17 protein-coding genes are annotated in these 16333 nt (G+C 69.7%); 3 read left to right on the top strand and 14 right to left on the bottom strand.

The genetic code is table 11. The features are described from left to right. Window positions 1-3 precede the first annotated feature (3 nt). A complete protein-coding gene (locus ACOCMH_RS25710; protein ID WP_427309840.1) occupies window positions 4-903 on the bottom strand; it encodes a LysR family transcriptional regulator in 900 nt (299 codons plus the stop codon). 215 nt (window positions 904-1118) lie between these two features. Between ACOCMH_RS25710 and ACOCMH_RS25705 the strand changes: the two genes are divergently transcribed. From ACOCMH_RS25705 to ACOCMH_RS25695, 3 genes are read left to right on the top strand one after another with little or no spacing between them, the layout of a single operon-like run. Beyond that, entirely contained in the window at window positions 1119-2126 is a 1008-nt protein-coding gene (locus tag ACOCMH_RS25705; RefSeq protein ID WP_427309838.1) for a Bug family tripartite tricarboxylate transporter substrate binding protein, read from the top strand. Window positions 2127-2137: 11 nt separating this feature from the next. After that, a complete protein-coding gene (locus ACOCMH_RS25700; protein ID WP_427309836.1) occupies window positions 2138-3151 on the top strand; it encodes an NADPH:quinone oxidoreductase family protein in 1014 nt (337 codons plus the stop codon). Window positions 3152-3164: 13 nt separating this feature from the next. Continuing rightward, on the top strand, window positions 3165-4325 hold the full coding sequence (locus ACOCMH_RS25695; protein ID WP_427309834.1) for a CaiB/BaiF CoA transferase family protein: 1161 nt from the start codon (window positions 3165-3167) through the stop codon (window positions 4323-4325). A 66-nt stretch (window positions 4326-4391) separates the two neighbouring features. Here the strand turns inward: ACOCMH_RS25695 and ACOCMH_RS25690 are convergent, their stop codons facing one another. Genes ACOCMH_RS25690 through ACOCMH_RS25630 form a run of 13 tightly spaced genes read right to left on the bottom strand, consistent with a single transcriptional unit; the run spans window position 4392 to window position 16263 of the window. Beyond that, window positions 4392-5102, bottom strand: coding sequence for an ABC transporter ATP-binding protein (locus ACOCMH_RS25690; RefSeq protein WP_427309833.1), 711 nt, complete (start codon window positions 5100-5102; stop codon window positions 4392-4394). After that, window positions 5099-5980 carry an ABC transporter ATP-binding protein gene (locus ACOCMH_RS25685; RefSeq protein ID WP_427309831.1) on the bottom strand — a complete coding sequence of 294 codons (882 nt, stop codon included), beginning with the start codon at window positions 5978-5980 and terminating at the stop codon, window positions 5099-5101. Before ACOCMH_RS25685 ends, ACOCMH_RS25690 begins: the two co-directional genes overlap by 4 nt. Beyond that, entirely contained in the window at window positions 5977-6957 is a 981-nt protein-coding gene (locus tag ACOCMH_RS25680) for a branched-chain amino acid ABC transporter permease (protein WP_427309829.1), read from the bottom strand. Before ACOCMH_RS25680 ends, ACOCMH_RS25685 begins: the two co-directional genes overlap by 4 nt. A 1-nt stretch (window position 6958) precedes the next feature. Beyond that, window positions 6959-7948, bottom strand: coding sequence for a branched-chain amino acid ABC transporter permease (locus ACOCMH_RS25675; RefSeq protein ID WP_427309827.1), 990 nt, complete (start codon window positions 7946-7948; stop codon window positions 6959-6961). Window positions 7949-7967: 19 nt separating this feature from the next. After that, on the bottom strand, window positions 7968-9143 hold the full coding sequence (locus tag ACOCMH_RS25670; protein ID WP_427309825.1) for an ABC transporter substrate-binding protein: 1176 nt from the start codon (window positions 9141-9143) through the stop codon (window positions 7968-7970). Window positions 9144-9199: 56 nt separating this feature from the next. Then, window positions 9200-10201 (bottom strand): amidohydrolase family protein, encoded by a 1002-nt coding sequence (locus tag ACOCMH_RS25665; protein WP_427309823.1) that lies wholly within the window; start codon window positions 10199-10201, stop codon window positions 9200-9202. Between the two features lie 9 nt (window positions 10202-10210). Further along, on the bottom strand, window positions 10211-10762 hold the full coding sequence (locus tag ACOCMH_RS25660) for a 3-hydroxyanthranilate 3,4-dioxygenase (RefSeq protein WP_427309821.1): 552 nt from the start codon (window positions 10760-10762) through the stop codon (window positions 10211-10213). 9 nt (window positions 10763-10771) lie between these two features. After that, the gene (locus ACOCMH_RS25655; protein WP_427309819.1) at window positions 10772-11203 is read right to left on the bottom strand and encodes a RidA family protein; all 432 of its coding nucleotides are present in this window, start codon (window positions 11201-11203) and stop codon (window positions 10772-10774) included. Beyond that, on the bottom strand, window positions 11200-11976 hold the full coding sequence (locus ACOCMH_RS25650; protein ID WP_427309817.1) for a 2-keto-4-pentenoate hydratase: 777 nt from the start codon (window positions 11974-11976) through the stop codon (window positions 11200-11202). The genes ACOCMH_RS25655 and ACOCMH_RS25650 overlap by 4 nt, the downstream gene beginning before the upstream one ends. Then, window positions 11973-13016, bottom strand: a complete 1044-nt coding sequence (gene dmpG, locus ACOCMH_RS25645; protein ID WP_427309815.1) for a 4-hydroxy-2-oxovalerate aldolase — start codon at window positions 13014-13016, stop codon at window positions 11973-11975. Before dmpG ends, ACOCMH_RS25650 begins: the two co-directional genes overlap by 4 nt. 8 nt (window positions 13017-13024) lie before the next feature. Further along, complete coding sequence (locus ACOCMH_RS25640) at window positions 13025-13966, bottom strand: acetaldehyde dehydrogenase (acetylating) (protein WP_427309813.1); 942 nt, start codon at window positions 13964-13966, stop codon at window positions 13025-13027. A gap of 23 nt (window positions 13967-13989) precedes the next feature. Beyond that, on the bottom strand, window positions 13990-14769 hold the full coding sequence (locus ACOCMH_RS25635) for a 2-keto-4-pentenoate hydratase (protein WP_427309811.1): 780 nt from the start codon (window positions 14767-14769) through the stop codon (window positions 13990-13992). 15 nt (window positions 14770-14784) lie between these two features. Further along, the gene (locus ACOCMH_RS25630; protein WP_427309809.1) at window positions 14785-16263 is read right to left on the bottom strand and encodes a 2-hydroxymuconic semialdehyde dehydrogenase; all 1479 of its coding nucleotides are present in this window, start codon (window positions 16261-16263) and stop codon (window positions 14785-14787) included. Window positions 16264-16333 lie beyond the last annotated feature (70 nt).

The raw sequence follows: 16333 nt of genomic DNA, 5'->3' as shown, positions 1-16333 counted from the left end.
GCGTCACAACGCCATTTCCTCGCACCACGTGACCACGGCATCGCGGAAGTCCTGGCAGATCGGCGACAGGTAGCCATCGGCGCGCCACAGCACGGCCAGTTCGTGCTGCCACGACATGCCTGGGGCTTCGATCGCGGCCAGTCCCTGGCCTTCGGCCTGGCGCAGCATGCGCGGCGGCATGATGCCGAGCAGGTCCGAATGCCGCAGCAACTCGCCAAAGGCCACCGGCGACGCCGTGCTTTCCACCGCCACGCGCGGCGGCGGCAGCCCGACCGCGGTGAATCGCTGTTCCAGCCACTGGCGCAGGTACAGCGAACTGGCCGGCACTACCCAGCGTTCGCCGGCCAGGTCGGCCAGGGTGCGAAAGCCGTCGCGGCGCGGATGGGCGTTGCGGCACACGATCTGCATGGTAAGCGGCCCGAGCGGCAGCCAGGCAATGTCGGCCGGCAGGCTGGCGGGACGCGCACCCAGGATCAGGTCGGCGTCGCCGTTCTGCAGCATCGCCATCAGGCGTGCGCTCAGGTGGGTCTCGATCGAGAACGTGGCCAGCGGCCGGCTCACGAAGAACCGCGCCAGCAGCGGCGACAGCAGCGAGGGCAGCAGGTAGGGGATGGCACCCAGGCGCACCGTGCCGGCGCGCGCCGCGCGCTGCTCGGCCAGCTCGTTGCGCATGTCGCCGGCGGCCAGCGAGATCCGGCGCGCATGGGTGGCGAGGGTGCGGCCCGCGCCGGTCGGCACCAGTCCGCGCGGGGTGCGCTCGAACAAAGGCATGCCGGCTTCGCCTTCCAGCCGCGCCAGCGTCTTGGACAGGCCGGACTGGGTCATGCCCAGGGCGTCGGCGGCGCGGTGCAGGTTGCCCTGGTCGAGCACGACCAGGAAGGCTTCTAGATCCTCGAATCGCATGGGCGTGGCGGCGCTGGATGGTGCGGGCCATTGTAGCGCCGCGCACCGCGCGCGCCGGGCACGCGGGTCTTGCCGCCGCGCCATGCCCGGCAGGACTCGGTTCGCCCCGCGCGGGAATCACGCCGGCGCGGACGCTGGCCTAGACTGCCTGGCATCCCTCGCGCACCGCACCGCAGCGGGCCCCACAGAAGGGAGCCAGGACAGGAGACCAACCCATGCCATACCGTTCCGCACGGCTGCGCGCAGCCGTGACCGCCATATTGCTGGCCGCCATGCCAGCCGTCATTCCGGGCGCGGCTGCCGCCGCCGATGCCGATTCCGCCGAACCCTATCCGTCGCGGCCGCTGACCATCGTGGTTCCGTCGGTGGCGGGCAACGTCAACGACGCCGTGGCGCGGCTGATCGGACAGGAGCTGACCCGGCGCTGGGGCCAGCCGGTCATCGTCGACAACAAGCCCGGCGCCGGCACCACCACCGGCACCAAGTACGTCGCCAGGGCGCCCAGGGATGGCTACACCGCGCTGCTGACCTTTACCGCACACGTGCAGAACCCGTCGCTGTACCGGGGCATCGGCTATGACCCGATCGCGGATTTCACGCCGGTCAGCGAGGTGGCGATCTCGTCGACCATCCTGGCGGTGTCGCCCGACTTCCCCGCGCGCACGCTGCCGGAGGTGGTGGCGCTGCTCAAGGCCAACCCCGGCAAGTATCCCTATGGCTCCTACGGTGCCGGCACCACCGGACACATCCTGGGCGAACTGCTCAAGCGCGAGGCCGGCCTGCAGATGGAGCATGTGGCCTACAAGGGCGGCGCGCCGCTGGCCACCGACCTGGCGGCCGGGCACGTGAAGCTCGGCTTTATCGCCGTGGGCACGGCGATGCCGCTGCTGCAGGGCGGCAAGCTGGTGCCGGTGGCGATTGCCGGCGCGGAGCGCTCGGCCTTGCTGCCCCGGGTGCCGACCTTCCGCGAAGCCGGCTACCAGGGGTTCGAGCCGGATGCGTGGATGGGGCTGCTGTTTCCGGCCGGCGTGCCCCGGGCGCGCGTCGAAGCGCTGTCGCGCGAGGTGGCGCGGATCGTGCGCCTGCCCGAGGTCGCGAAGAAGATGCAGGACCTGAACCTGGTGCCGGTCGGCGGCACGCCGGAGGCCTTCGCCACGGTGATGAAGAACGACCGCGACAAATGGAGCCGCATCATCCGCGATGTCGGCATCACGCTCGAATGAGGGAGGGGCCGATGCAAGCCGACGATTACCAGGGGCTGGTCTGCTCGCGCTGGTGCCATTGGAGCGAGCTGGCGCTGCAACGGATTGCGCGCCGGCCGCTGGCACCGGGCCAGGTGCGCATCCGCGTGCGGCATGCCGGCGTGGGCTTCGCGCTGAGCCTGTTCGTGTCCGGCAAGTACCAGCGCAAGCCGCCGCTGCCGTTCACCCCGGGCACCGAGGCCGCGGGCGAGATCATCGAAGTCGCGGCCGACGTCACGCAACTGCGCCCGGGCCAGCGCGTGGCCGCCGCGCTGGACTGGGGCGGCTTTGCCGAGGAGGTGGTAACGAGCGCCGATACGGTCTACCCGGTGCCCGACGGGCTGGCCCTGGCGCACGCCGCCGCGCTGCCGGTCACCTATGGCACGGTGTGGGGCGCGCTGGCGTGGCGCGCGGCGCTGCAGCCCGGCGACACCATGCTGGTCCATGGCGCCAGCGGCGCGCTCGGCACGGCAGCGGTGCAGGTCGGCCGCCTGATGGGCGCGCGCGTGATCGCCACGGCCAGCACGCAGGCCAAGCGCGAGGCGGCGCTGCGCAATGGCGCGGCGCATGCGTTGCCTTCGGACGCGGCCGCGCTGGCGGCATCGGTCAAGGCGCTGTGTCCGGCGGGCGGGGCCGACGTGGTGTTCGACCCGGTCGGCGGCGATCTGTTTGACGCCTCGCTGCGTTGTGCCGCGCCCGGTGCGCGGCTGCTGTCGATCGGCTATGCCAGCGGCCGCATCCCGGCGGTGCCGGCCAACCTGCTGCTGGTGAAGAACCTGGCAGTGATCGGATTCAACTATGGCTACTACATCGGCTGGGGCCTGACCGACGAACGCCGCCGCTTTGCCCCCCGGGTGCAGGCGATGGTCGGCGAAATCATGGCGGCGGGAGCCAGCGGCAAGCTCGCGCCGCCGGTGCTGCAGCACTTCCCGCTGAGCGACTGGCTGAACGCGGTCGACACCACCATGTCGCGCCGCGCCATCGGCAAGGTCATGCTGGATATCTGAACGGAGCCAACCCATGCACGATGCACAAGCCTCGGTGGACCCCATCGACGATGCCATGTTCGATGGCCTGACCGTGCTCGACCTGAGCCAGGGCATCGCCGGCCCGTACTGCGGGCTGATGCTGCGCCAGCAGGGCGCGCGCGTGATCAAGGTGGAGCCGCCGGACGGCGACTGGTCGCGGCAGATGGGCCGCATCCGCGCCGGCCAGACCGCGATCGCGGTCGCCTGCAACGCTGGCAAGGAGAGCGTGGTGCTGGATGCGCGCAGCGCCGAGGGCCGGGCCGCCATCAGCCGGCTGGCGCAGCGCGCCGACGTGGTGATCCAGAATTTCCGTCCCGGCGTGGCCGAGCGCATGGGCGTGGGCTACAAGGCCCTCGCTGCGCACAACCCGGCGCTGGTCTATGTCTCGATCTCGGGCTACGGCCACGCGGGGCCGCTGGCGAACCGGCCGGCGGTGGATACCACCATGCAGGCCTACAGCGGGCTGATGCACCTGAACCGCGACGGCGCCGGCCAGCCGCGCCGCATCGCTTTCTTCCTGGTCGACCTGGCCACCGGGCTGTATGCGGCCCAGCACGCGTCGGCGGCGTTGTACAAGGCCGCGCGCAGCGAACGTGGCCGGCATGTGCGGCTGTCGCTGCTCGAGACCAGTGCCGCGCTGCAGTCCTACCTGATGGTGGACGACGCCATGTTTCCCGACGCCGAGCTGGCGGCGGCCAACGCGCCGACCGGGCTGTTCGAAGCGGCCGATGGCGCGCTCTACCTGAGCATGCTCAATGACGCGATGTTCCTGCGGCTGGCCAGGCTGCTGGGCTTCGACGACTGGCTTGCCGATACCACGCTGCACCGCAGCGCCGGCCGGCTGCCGCGCGCGGCAGAACTGGGCGGGCGCGTCGCGCAAGCACTGGCGGCGCAGCCGCTGGCGCACTGGGAGGCGCTGCTGACCGAGCACGATGTGCTGTTCGCGCGCGTCGGCCATGCGCGCGACTTGCTCGACAGCGCGCAGTGCACGCAGGCGGGCGTGTTCGGGCGCCTGCCGCTGGCCGGCATCGGCGAAGTGCCGTGGGCCAACCTGCCCGGCATGGCGGGCAGGGAAGGGCCGGCTGGCAGTGCGCCGGCGCTGGGCCAGCATACCGCGGCAGTGCTGGCGGAGTTCGGCATCGGCACAGTGTGATCAGGCCTTGCGGCGCACGCCGCGGCGCTCGGCAGCAATGCATGGCCAGGCAGGCTGGCCATGCGCTCAGACGCCGAGGTAGCGCTGCTGGATCCCGGGCTGCGCGCGTAGCTGGTCGGAGTTGCCTTGCCAGACCACCTCGCCCTTCTCGACGATGTGGTGGCGGTCAGCCAGCCGCAGCAGCGGACCCAGGTTCTTGTCGATCACGATCATCGACAAGCCGGTGTCGCGCAGCCGCGCCAGGCAGGCCCAGATTTCCTCGCGCACCAGCGGCGCCAGGCCCTCGGTGGCTTCGTCCAGGATCAGCAGGCGCGGGTTGGTCATCAGCGCGCGGCCGATCGCCAGCATCTGCTGCTCGCCGCCGGAGAGGTTGGCGCCCAGGTTGTGCTGGCGCTCCTGCAGGCGCGGGAACAGCGCGTAGACCCGCGCCAGCGTCCATGGCGCCTGCAGCTGCTGCCGGTTGTGCGCGGTGGCGACCAGGTTCTCGCGCACGGTCAGGTTGGGGAAGACCTGGCGCTGCTCCGGCACCAGCCCGATGCCGGCCTGCGCCACTCGGTAGGACGGCTGCCCGGCCAGGTCGCGGCCGGCAAGGCGGATCGACCCGCGCCGCGGCGCCAGCATGCCCATGATCGATTTCACCGTGGTCGACTTGCCCATGCCGTTGCGGCCCAGCAGCGTGACCACCTCGCCGCGGCCGACCTGGAACTCGATGCCGAACAAGACCTGGCTGGCGCCATAGAAGCTTTCGACATCCTGGACTTCGAGTAGATGGCTCATCGCGATCCTGCCTGGAAGGCTTGTTCCTGGTCGCCCAGGTAGGCGGCTTTCACCTGCGGGTGGTTGCGGATCTGGTCCGGGGTGCCGCAGGCAAGCGGGCGGCCGTAGACCAGCACCGTGATGCGGTCGGCCAGCGCGAACACGGCGTCCATGTCGTGCTCGACCAGCACCATGCCCAAACGCCCCCGGAGGCCCTGCAGCAACGCCACCATGCGCTCGGATTCGAGCTGGCTCATGCCTGCCATCGGCTCGTCGAGCAGCAGCAGCCGGGGTGCCGTGGCCAGCGCCATGGCCAGCTCCAGCTGGCGGTGCTCGCCGTGCGCCATCTCGGCCGCCAGCGTGCCGGCGCGGTGCGCCAGTCCCACCTGCCCGAGCGCGGCGTACGCAGGCGCCAGCAGTTCGCGGCTGGCCAGCACCGGCTGCCAGAAGCGGAAGCTGTGGCCGCGATGCGCCTGCACCGCCAGCGCGACGTTCTGCAGCGCGGTGAACTCGGGGAACACGGACGTGACCTGGTAGGAGCGCGCCAGGCCGGCCAGCGCGCGCTGGTGCGCCGGTGCGCGCGTGATGTCGCGGCCGTCGAAGCGGATGGTGCCGGCATCCGGTGCCAGCTCGCCCGCAAGCTGGCCGATCAGCGTGGTCTTGCCGGCGCCGTTCGGACCGATCACCGCGTGGATCTCGCCAGGGCCGACCGTGATGGAGAAGCCGTCGGTGGCGGTCAGTCCGCCGTAGCGCTTGACCAGCCCGTCGACCGCCAGCAGCGGCGGGCGTGCCGGCTCGCAGGCGCACGCCGGGCCGGCCGCGGCGGCCTCCGGCGTTGCCCCGGACGGATGCCGGGCACGGCTGGCCACGCCAGCGGGCAATGAGGACATGGCGTTCATTGGATGCCTCCGTTTGCGCCCATGCGCTGGTCCCATGCCTGCAGCAGGCCCGCCAGGCCGCGCCTGGCCAGCAGCGCGATCACCACGATCACCGGACCGAGGATGGCCATCCAGTGCTCGGTGTAGCCCTTCAGGAACTCTTCCATCACCAGCAGTGCCACCGCGCCCATCACCGGCCCGGCCACGCTGCCGATGCCGCCCAGCACCACCATGACGATCAGTTGGCCGGAGACGGTCCAGGCCATGTAGGCGGGCGAGGCAAACTGGGTCTGGTTGGCGAGCAGCAGGCCGGCGAGCGCACAGATCATGGCCGACAGCACGTAGGCCGTGAGCTGGTAGCGCACGGTCGGGTAGCCCAGTGCGCGCATGCGCCGCGCGTTCAGGCGGCTGCCGCGCAGCACCATGCCGAAGCGCGAGCGCACCACGCGGTAGCTGCCGTACAGGCAGGCAAGCAGCAGCGCATAGGCGAGGTAGTAGCGCTGCAGGTTGTCGGCCAGGTTCAGCAGCGTGCCGAAGTCGCTGCGCGCCTCGATCGGCAGGCCGTCGTCGCCGCCATAGGGCTTGAGGCTGACCACCAGGAAATAGAACATCTGCGCAAAGGCGAGGGTGATCATGATGAAGGCGATGCCGGTGGTACGCAGCGACACCAGCCCGGTCACCAGCCCGACCAGCGCGGACGCGCCCAGGGCCAGCGCCAGCTGCGCCCAGCCATTGGTGACGCCGTGGAACGACATCAGCCCGATCGCGTAGGCGCCGATTCCCAGGTACAGGGCGTGGCCGAAGCTCACCAGGCCGCCGTAGCCGAGGATCAGGTTGAGGCTCAGCGCGGCCAGCGCGAACACCACGATGCGGCCGCACAGCGTCAGGTAGAAGGGCTCGGAGAACGCGGCCGCATAGACCGGCGCCAGGCCGAGCAGGAGCAGCAGCGCCGCGGTAACCAGCCGGCTGGGCGTTACCCAGGAAGTCCTCAGGATCATTTCAACCCCCGTTCTTGACAGGAAACAGGCCCTGCGGGCGGCATGCCAGCACCGCGGCCATCAGCAGGAAGATCAGCATCGACGCCAGCGCCGGGCCGGCCGCATTGGCCACCTGGCGCTCGAAGACAGCGCGCAGCAGCAGCGGCAGGAAGGCGCGCCCGACCGTATCGACCACGCCGACGATCAGCGCCGCGCAGAACGCGCCGCGGATCGAGCCGATGCCGCCGATCACGATCACCACCATGGTCAGAATCAGGATCGGCTCGCCCATGCCGGGCTGCACCGACAGGATCGGGCCGGCCATCAGCCCGGCGATGCCGGCGAGCACGGCCCCAAGGCCGAACAGCAGCGCATTCAGCAGCCCGATGTTGACGCCGAGCGCGCCCACCATGGTGCGGTTGGCGGCGCCCGCGCGGATCAGCATGCCGAGGCGGGTGCGATGGATCACCAGGTAGCAGCCCAGCGCCACCAGCAGGCCGGCCACGATGATGGCGGCGCGGTAGCGCGGATAGGCGATGCCGAACAGATCGATGGTGCCGGACAGCGCTTCGGGCACGCCCATGTAGAACGGCGACGGGCCCCATATCATGCGGGCGGCCTCGTTGAAGAACAGGATCAGCCCGAAGGTGGCCAGCACCTGCTCGAGGTGGTCGCGCTGGGCCAGCCTGGACAGCGCAATGCGCTCGAGCGCCAGCCCGAGCGCCAGCATCGCGGGCACCACGCCGGCCGCCGCCAGCAGGAACGACCCGCTCCAGTGGTAGAGGCTCGCGGCCAGATAGGCGCCGATCATGTAGAGCGAGCCGTGCGCCAGGTTGACGAAGTTCATGATGCCGAACACCAGGGTCAGGCCGGCGGCAAGCAGGAACAGCAGCACGCCGAACTGCAGCCCGTTGAGCGCCTGGACCAGCAGCAGCGAGGCGCTCGCGTGGGCAGCGCCGGGCGCCAGCAGGCAGGCGGCGAGGGCCGCCACGGCCAGGAGGGGATGACGCATGATGGCTTTCCTGGTGGGCTCAGCGCAGCGGGCAGCGCTTGTAGTAGGCATCCCGGTGTTCGCGGAACACGGTCTTGCGGGTGGCCAGGCCGACCTGGCCGGCGCGGTCGCGGACCACTTCGAGCGCATGGAAATCGGCGATCGGGAACTGGTTGCTGTTGAAGCGGAAATTGCCGCGCACCGAGTTGAAGTCCGCGCTTTTCAGCGCTGCCTGGAAGGCCTTCTTGTCGTCGAGCTTGCCGCCGACCTTGCGCACCGCGCTGTCCAGCAGCATGGCGGCGTCGTAGCTGTAGGCCGCATAGTGCGACGGAGTGCGCCGGTAGGTCTTCTCAAAGTCGGCGACGAACTTGCGGTTGGCGGCGACATTCAGGTCGGGGCTCCATGCGGCGCCGGACCAGGCGCCCAGCGCGGCGTCCTTCAGCGCCGGCAGCGTGGTGCCGTCCAGCGTCGAGCCGGTAAACAACGGCACCTTGCCCAGCAGTCCGGCCTGCTGGTACTGCTTGACGAAGTTCACGCCCATGCCGCCGGGATAGAATACGAACACCGCGTCGGGCCTGGCGGCCTGGACCTGCGCCAGCTCGGCGGCGTAGTCGGGCTGGTTGACCTGGGTGTAGACCTCGTCGGCGATCTGGCCCTCGTAGTAGCGCTTGAAGCCGGCCACGGCGTCCTTGCCCGCCTGGTAATTCGGCGCCAGCAGGAACACGCGCTGGTAGCCCCGCTCCTGCACGTGCTTGCCCATGACCTCGTACTGCTCGTCGTTCTGCCACGAGGTCGAAAAGAAGAAGGGCGAGCACTGGGCCCCGGCCATCTGGCTCGGGCCGGCATTCGAGCCGATCAGGAAGACCTCGCGCTCGACGATGCTCTTGTACGTGGCCAGCAGCACATTGGAGAAGGTCATGCCGGTGATGACCTGCACCTTCTCCTTTTCGATCAGCTTCTGCACGGCCTGCGCGCCGACGTCGGGCCGCAGCTGGTCGTCCTCCCTGACCACCTTGACCGGCTGGCCGCCGAGCTTGCCGCCCAGGTGTGCGAGCGCGAGCATGAAGGCGTCGTACTGGTCCTGGCCAAGGGCGCCGCCGGGGCCGGACAGCGTGCCGACAAAGCCCACCCGGACCTGTGCCGTCGCCGGCAGCGCGCAGCCCAGGCCCAGGCCCAGGCAGAGCGCGCCGATGCGCTTGATGATGCTGGCTTGCATGGTGTCTCCTCTGTTGTTATCGATGTCTCTGCTTCAGGCGCTGCGGGCGCGCCGCATCAGCCCAGCCCAAAGAACTGCATGGCGTTCGCGCCCAGCAGTTTCGGCTTGATCGCAGCGGACAGCCGGCCGGTGTTGCGGATCAGGCCGCCGATCTCGCGCTCGCCAAGCGGGAACGGATAGTCGGAGCCGAGCATCACGCGCTCCGCGCCCATCACTTCCACCAGCAGCGCCAGCGCGCCCTCGTCAAAGACCGCGGAGTCCACGTAGAACCGGTCCAGGTACGACGACGGCAGCTGCGGGCAGTCCCGCCGCACGATGTCGCGATGGCGCCAGGCGTTGTCGACCCGGCCCAGCAGGAAGGCAAAACTGCCGCCGCCGTGGGCAAAGCAGAGTTTCAGCGTCCTGGGCAGCCGCTCGAAGCCGCCGGACAGGATCAGCGACAGGATGCCCAGTTGCGTCTCCGCCGGCATCGATACCAGCCAGGGCAGCATCCACTGCTTCATCCGCTCGCTGCCCATCATGTCCCACGGATGGACCAGCACCGGGATGCCTTCGTCGCCGCAATGCGCGAGGAAGCCGAGCAGCTGCGCGTCGTCGAGGTTCCTGGGCCCCAGGTGGTTGCCGATCTGGACGCCGACATGGCCGGCGGCGCGCGCGCGCGAGGCCTCGGCGCAGGCCGCGTCGAGATCCTGCAGCGGCACCTGGGCCAGCACCTTCAGGCGCGCCGGGTCCGGCACGGTCAGCGCCAGCGCATGGTCATTCATGCGCCGGCACCAGTCTGTGGCCTTGCCGGGCGCATACCGGTAGCCGAACATCACCGGGGTGGCGCACATCACCTGGATGTCTACGCCCGCGGCGTCCATTTCCTCCAGGCGCCTGGTGGCATCCCACAGCGCGTCGTACACCGGCCGGAAGGGCTGGTCGCCGGTCATGATCATGCCGCTGCCATCGCTGCGGATCTGCAGCCACGGCGCATGCTCGGGGTCCAGGCGCGCGGCCTCCTCGCGCGCAATCGGCGGGAAGAAGTGCGCATGCATGTCTACGACTGTGTGCTTCATCTCGGGGGCTCAGGCAGGGGTTTGCGGCGCGGCCTTGCCGGGATGGACGGCACCGCAATGCGGGCAGCGGCGCAGCGAGGCATCGCCGTAGAAGCGCTCGAACATGGGCGGCAGGTCGCGCACGATGCTCTGCAGTGCGACTTCCGCGCGATACACCAGGTGGTGGCAGCGCAGGCAGTACCACTCGAAGGCATCGAGGGCGCCTTGCGGGCGCGGCATCTCCACCACCAGGCCGTAGCTGCCGGGGACCGGGCGCTGCGGCGAATGCCGGACATGGCTGGGCAGCAGGAAGACCTCGCCTTCCTTGATGGGAATCTCGATCGGCGGCCGGCCTGCTTCCTCCATCACGCGCAGGGTGATATCGCCCTTGATCTGGTAGAAGAACTCCTCGGTCGGGTCGTCGTGGTAGTCGGTGCGCGCGTTCGGCCCGCCGACCACGGTCACCATCAGTTCGCCGTCTTCCCAGATCTGCGCATTGCCAACCGGCGGCAGCAAGCGGGCCTGGTTGTCCTCCACCCATTTCAGGAAATTGAACGGTTTCATGGTCTTGATCGATGGCATGGAAGCCTCCTATTGCGCGAGCGGCTTGTACGCGATCGCCTTGATCTCGATCAGCAGGTGCGGATGCGGCAGCTGGTGCACCGCGACCGTGGTGCGGGTCGGGCCGTCATAGCCGAAGTACTCGCCATAGATTTCGTTATAGCCGCCAAAGTCGTTCATGTTCACCAGGTAGCTGCTGAGCTCGACCAGGTCGGCCAGCGCCGCCCCTTCGCTGGCCAGGATGTCGCGGATGTTCTCGATCACGGCACGGGTCTGCGCGCGGATGTCGAGACGCGTGGTGCCCAGCGCATCGACCTCGACACCGTCGAAGGTGTTGTCCGGGCGGCGCGAGCTGGTGCCGGAGACAAAGAGGAAGTCGCCGGCGCGCCGCAGGTGCGGGAACCGGCCGCGCGGCGTGGCCTTGTCGGCGAGCACGGTCGCCTTGCTGCGGATATCGCTCATGAGGACCTCCGGGTATGGAAGGCGGCGCAGCCCAGGCCGTGGATCTCGACGCTGACATGGCAACCGGGCACCAGGGCCTCGGCCGCGGTGGCGGCGCCGGCCAGCACCAGCGAACCGGCGCGCAGCGGCATTTCGGCGGCGGCTGCCAGCCGCGACGCCTGCACCAGCGCGCGCCACGGATTGCCAAGGATGGCCGCGGTCGAGCCGAGCTGGCGCGCTCGCCCGTCAAAGCACAGCGCGACGCCGAGGTTGGCCAGGTCGATATCGGGCCTGGCCCAGGCGCCGACCACCAGGCCGGCCGACGAGCAGTTGTCGGCGACCACGTCTTCCAGCGTGAAGCGGAAGTTGCGGTAGCGCGAGTCGATGATTTCGGCGGCGGGCGCCACCGCTTCGACATACTGTGCCAGTTCCAGCTGCGTCAGCGGTCCGTCGATGGTCTCTTTCAGCAGGAAGCAGATTTCCGGCTCGACGCGCGGATGGATGTAGCGGGCCAGGTCGACGGTGCCGCCTTCTTCTTCCAGCATGCCGTCGGTCAGCAGGCCCCAGATCAGCGCATCGACGCCCATCTGCGCCATCTTGGCGCGGCTGGTGAAGCCAAGCTTGATGCCCAGCGGCAGTTCGCCGCGCGCGTCGCGGCGCGCGATCGACGCGCGCTGGATCGCATAGGCCTGCGGCAACGAGAACCGTGCCGATGCCGTCAGCTGCTCGATCGCCTGGGCATGCAGGGCGGCTTCGTCCAGGCGCTGCGCCAGTTGCAGGATATCCACGCTCATGCGGCCTCCGCTTTCGGTTGGTTGGCGCGCGCCCTGGCAAGGTCCAGCGCGACGTCGACGATCATGTCCTCTTGCCCGCCGACCATGCGCCGCCGCCCCAGCTCGACCAGGATATCGACCGTCGCGATGCCGTAGCGGGCGGACGCTGCCTCGGCATGGCGCAGGAAGCTTGAATAGACGCCGGCGTAGCCGAGCGCCAGGGTTTCGCGGTCGACCCGCACCGGGCGGTCCTGCAGCGGGCGCACCAGGTCGTCGGCCGCGTCCATCAGCCGGTACAGGTCGCAGCCGTGCTGCCAGCCAAGGCGGTCGACCGCGGCGATGAATACCTCCAGCGGCGCATTGCCGGCGCCGGCTCCCATGCCGGCCAGCGATGCGTCGACGCGGTCGCAGCCATGCTCGAGCGCCACGATCGAATTGGCGACGCCCAGCGACAGGTTGTGGTGCGCATGGATGCCGGTCTCGGTGCGCGGGTCCAGCACCTCCTTGAAGGCCCGGAAGCGCTCGGCGACGTCGCGCATCGACAGCGCACCGCCGGAGTCGACCACGTAAACGCACTGGGCGCCGTAGGACTCCATCAGCTTCGCCTGTTGCGCCAGCGCCTGCGGCGAGGTCATGTGCGACATCATCAGGAAGCCGACCGTGTCCATGCCCAGCTTGCGCGCATGCGCGATATGCTGCTTCGCGATATCGGCCTCGGTGCAATGGGTGGCGATACGCACGATGCGCGCGCCGGCCTGGTACGCGGCGTCCAGGTCGTGGATGGTGCCGATGCCGGGCAGCAGCAGCGTGGCGACGCGCGCATGCCTGACCGTGGCCGCGACCGCTTCGATCCATTCCAGGTCGGTGTGCGCGCCAAAGCCATAATTGAAGCTGGAGCCCGACAGCCCGTCGCCGTGCGCGACCTCGATGCTGTCCACCTGCGCCTGGTCCAGCGCGCGGGCGATGGCCACGACCTGCTCGATCGTGTAACGGTGGCGGATCGCATGCATGCCGTCGCGCAGGGTCACGTCCGACACATGGATTTTCTTCTTTGCTTGCATGGGGTCTCCTAGGCGCCGAACCTGCGCTCGGCCAGGCGCTCGGCGGCGGCGAGCGCGGCCGAGGTCATGATGTCCAGGTTGCCGGCGTAGGCCGGCAGGTAGTGCGCGGCGCCCTCGACTTCCAGGAAGATGGTGACTGCCAGCCCGGCCTGCCGGCCCAGCCCGGGAATCTCCACCGGCCGCCCGCGCCCGCGGCGCTCGAACTGGACTTCCTGCTTGAGACGGTAGCCGGGGACGTACTGCGCCACGTCCGCCGCCATCTGCGCGACCGAAGCGCGGATCTGGGCCTCGTCGGCGTCGGCGTCGGCCAGGCAGAACACGGTGTCGCGCATGATCCGGGGCGGTTCGGCCGGGTTCAGGATGATGATGGCCTTGCCGCGGGCCGCGCCGCCGACCTGCTCGATCGCGCGCGCGGTGGTCTCGGTGAACTCGTCGATATTGGCGCGCGTGCCCGGGCCGGCGGACTTGCTGGCGATCGAGGCCACGATCTCGGCGTAGTGCACCGTCGCCACGCGCGACACCGCGCGCACCATGGGGATGGTGGCCTGGCCGCCGCACGTCACCATGTTGAGGTTGGGCGCGTCCAGGTGCGCGTGCAGGTTAACCACCGGCACCACGTACGGGCCGATGGCGGCCGGCGTCAGGTCGATCACGGTCACGCCGTGCTGCTGCAGCACCGCGTTGTGGCGCGCATGGGCCCCGGCCGAGGTGGCATCGAAGGCGATGCGGAGGTCGCCGAAGTTGGCCAGCCGGGTCAGGCCTTCAATGCCCTCGGCCGTGGTCGGCACGCCGAGCCGGGCGGCGCGGGCCAGCCCGTCGGAAGCCGGGTCGATGCCGACCATCGCGCCCACGCTCAGGCGCTGGGAGGTGCGCATGACCTTGATCATCAGGTCTGTGCCGATATTGCCCGAGCCGATGATGGCAACCGGGATGCGGCGTTGTGCTTGCATGGTTTCTCCTTGGGACAGGGCGCTTATCCGGCGAAGCAGGCACGCACCGTGCCCAGCCCGCCGATGCTTGCACGCAGGACATCGCCGGGCGCGGCGGCCACCATGGGCCCGAGCGCGCCGGTCAGCACGATGTCGCCGGCCTGCAGCGGCGTGCCGTAGCGCACCATCACATCGGCCAGCCACACGGCGGCGTTGAGCGGATTGCCGAGGCAGGCGGAGCCGGCGCCCACCGAGACCGGCTCGCCGTGGCGCTCCATCACCATGCCGCAGCCGGCGAGGTCGAGGGCGCCGATCCCGACCGGGGTCGAGCCCAGCACGAACAGGCCGCTGGAGGCGTTGTCGGCAATGGTGTCGACCAGGCTGATGTCCCAGCCGGCGATGCGGCTGCCGACGATCTCGATGGCCGGCAGGCAGTACGCGGTCGCGCCGATCACGTCGGCATAGGTGTGCCGCTCATACGTCAGGGCGCGGCTCAGCACCAGCGCGATCTCGGCTTCGGCCTTGGGCTGCAGCACGCGGCCCGCGGCGATTTCCTCGCCGTCGCCGACCGCCATGTCGGCAAACAGCATGCCGAAGTCGGGCTGGTCGACGCCGAGCTGGCGCTGCACCGAGGTCGCGGTCAGGCCGATCTTGCGCCCGACCAGGCGCCGGCCGGTGCCGAGCCAGTGCGCGGTATTGGCCTGCTGCACGGCATAGGCCGCGTCGATGTCGCCGGCCGCGATCAGGTCGCGTACCGGCGCGCAGGGCCGGCCGTCCTGTTGCGCCTGGCGCAGGCGCGTGGCAGCCTGTTCAATGGGGTTCATGGATGCCTCCGCGTCTCAGAGCTTGATGCAGATATTGGTGATCTCGGAGTAGAAGTCGAGCGAATGGCGCCCACCTTCGCGCCCCAGGCCCGACAGCTTGGCGCCGCCGAACGGCGAGCGCAGGTCGCGCAGGAACCAGGTATTGACCCAGGCGATGCCGGTATGGAATTGCTGCGCCACGCGGTGTGCCCGCGCCAGGTTGGTGGTCCAGACGCAGGCGGCCAGTCCGTAGTCGCTGTCATTGGCGCGCCGGATCGCCTCGTCCTCGGTGTCGAAGGGCGCGATATGGCAGACCGGGCCGAAGACTTCCTCGCGCATGCAGCGGGCATGGTCCGGCAGCCCGGTCCAGATGGTCGGCTGCACGAACGCGCCCTGGTCGCGCGCATCGCCGAAATGCGGCACGCCGCCACCGGTCACCACCTTCGCCCCTTCCTCGACCGCCAGCCGGTAGTAGGACAGCACCTTGGCGCGATGCCCTTGCGAGACCAGCGGGCCCATGGCCACGCCGTCGTCGTCGGGGTAACCGAGCCTGAGGGCCTCGGTGCGCGCCTTCATCGCCGCCACGAACTTCTCGAAGATCGGGCGTTCCACGTAGACGCGTTCCGAGCACAGGCACACCTGCCCGGCGTTAGTGAAGGTGGAGCGCATGACCCCGTCCAGCGCCGCGTCGAAATCGGCGTCGGCGAACACCACCGCGGCATTCTTGCCGCCCAGTTCGAACGAGACGTCTTTGACGCCGTCGGCCGCGGCTTTCATGATGGTCGAGCCGGTGCGCGACTCGCCGGTGAAGGTGATGGCGGCAAGGTCCGGATGCCGCGTCAGGAATTCGCCGGTGGAATCCGGGCCAAAGCCGTGCAGCAGGTTGAACACGCCGGGCGGCAGCCCGGCTTCATCGATGACCTCGGCCAGCAGCGCGGCCGAGGAGGGGGTCTCCTCGGATGGCTTGGCGACCACGGTATTGCCCATCGCCAGTGCCGGCGCCACCTTCCAGGTGAGCAGCAACAGCGGCAGGTTCCAGGGCGAGATCACCGCCACCACACCCAGCGGCTTGCGCACGACATAGTTCAGCGCGCCCGCGCCGTCGGCGGTCGGGGTCTGGAACAGCTCGCCGTGGGCCGTCCTGGCGAGGTCGGCGAAGGTGCGGAAATTGGCGATCCCCCTCGCAATATCCAGCGTGCGGGCCTGGCTCACCGGGCGGCCGGTGTCGGCCACCTCGGCGGCCACGAAGTCATCGAAGCGGCGTTCGATGCCGTCGGCGATCCGGTGCAGCATGGCGCAACGCTCTGCGGTCTTCAGCTTGCCCCAAGGCCCGTTCAGCGCCGCCCTGGCGACCGCCACGGCATCCTGGACCTGGTCGGCGCCCGCTTCGCAGACGGTGGCCAACGGCCGTCCGTCGACCGGGCTGGTTTTGACGAAGGATCTGTCGGAGCCGACGAATTCGCCGGCGATGTAGTGTCGGATCAGCCTGGGTGCGTCCGAAGCGAGGTGATGCATGCTGGCCTCCTGTGGGATGCACCCATCGTAGTGGCGGCCAGAAATAAAAAAAAATGAAAAATCAGCTTTC

Source organism: Cupriavidus sp. H39 (assembly GCF_050271075.1).
GTDB lineage: Bacteria > Pseudomonadota > Gammaproteobacteria > Burkholderiales > Burkholderiaceae > Cupriavidus > Cupriavidus necator_B.
This window is presented reverse-complemented; position numbering and strand designations above follow the sequence as displayed.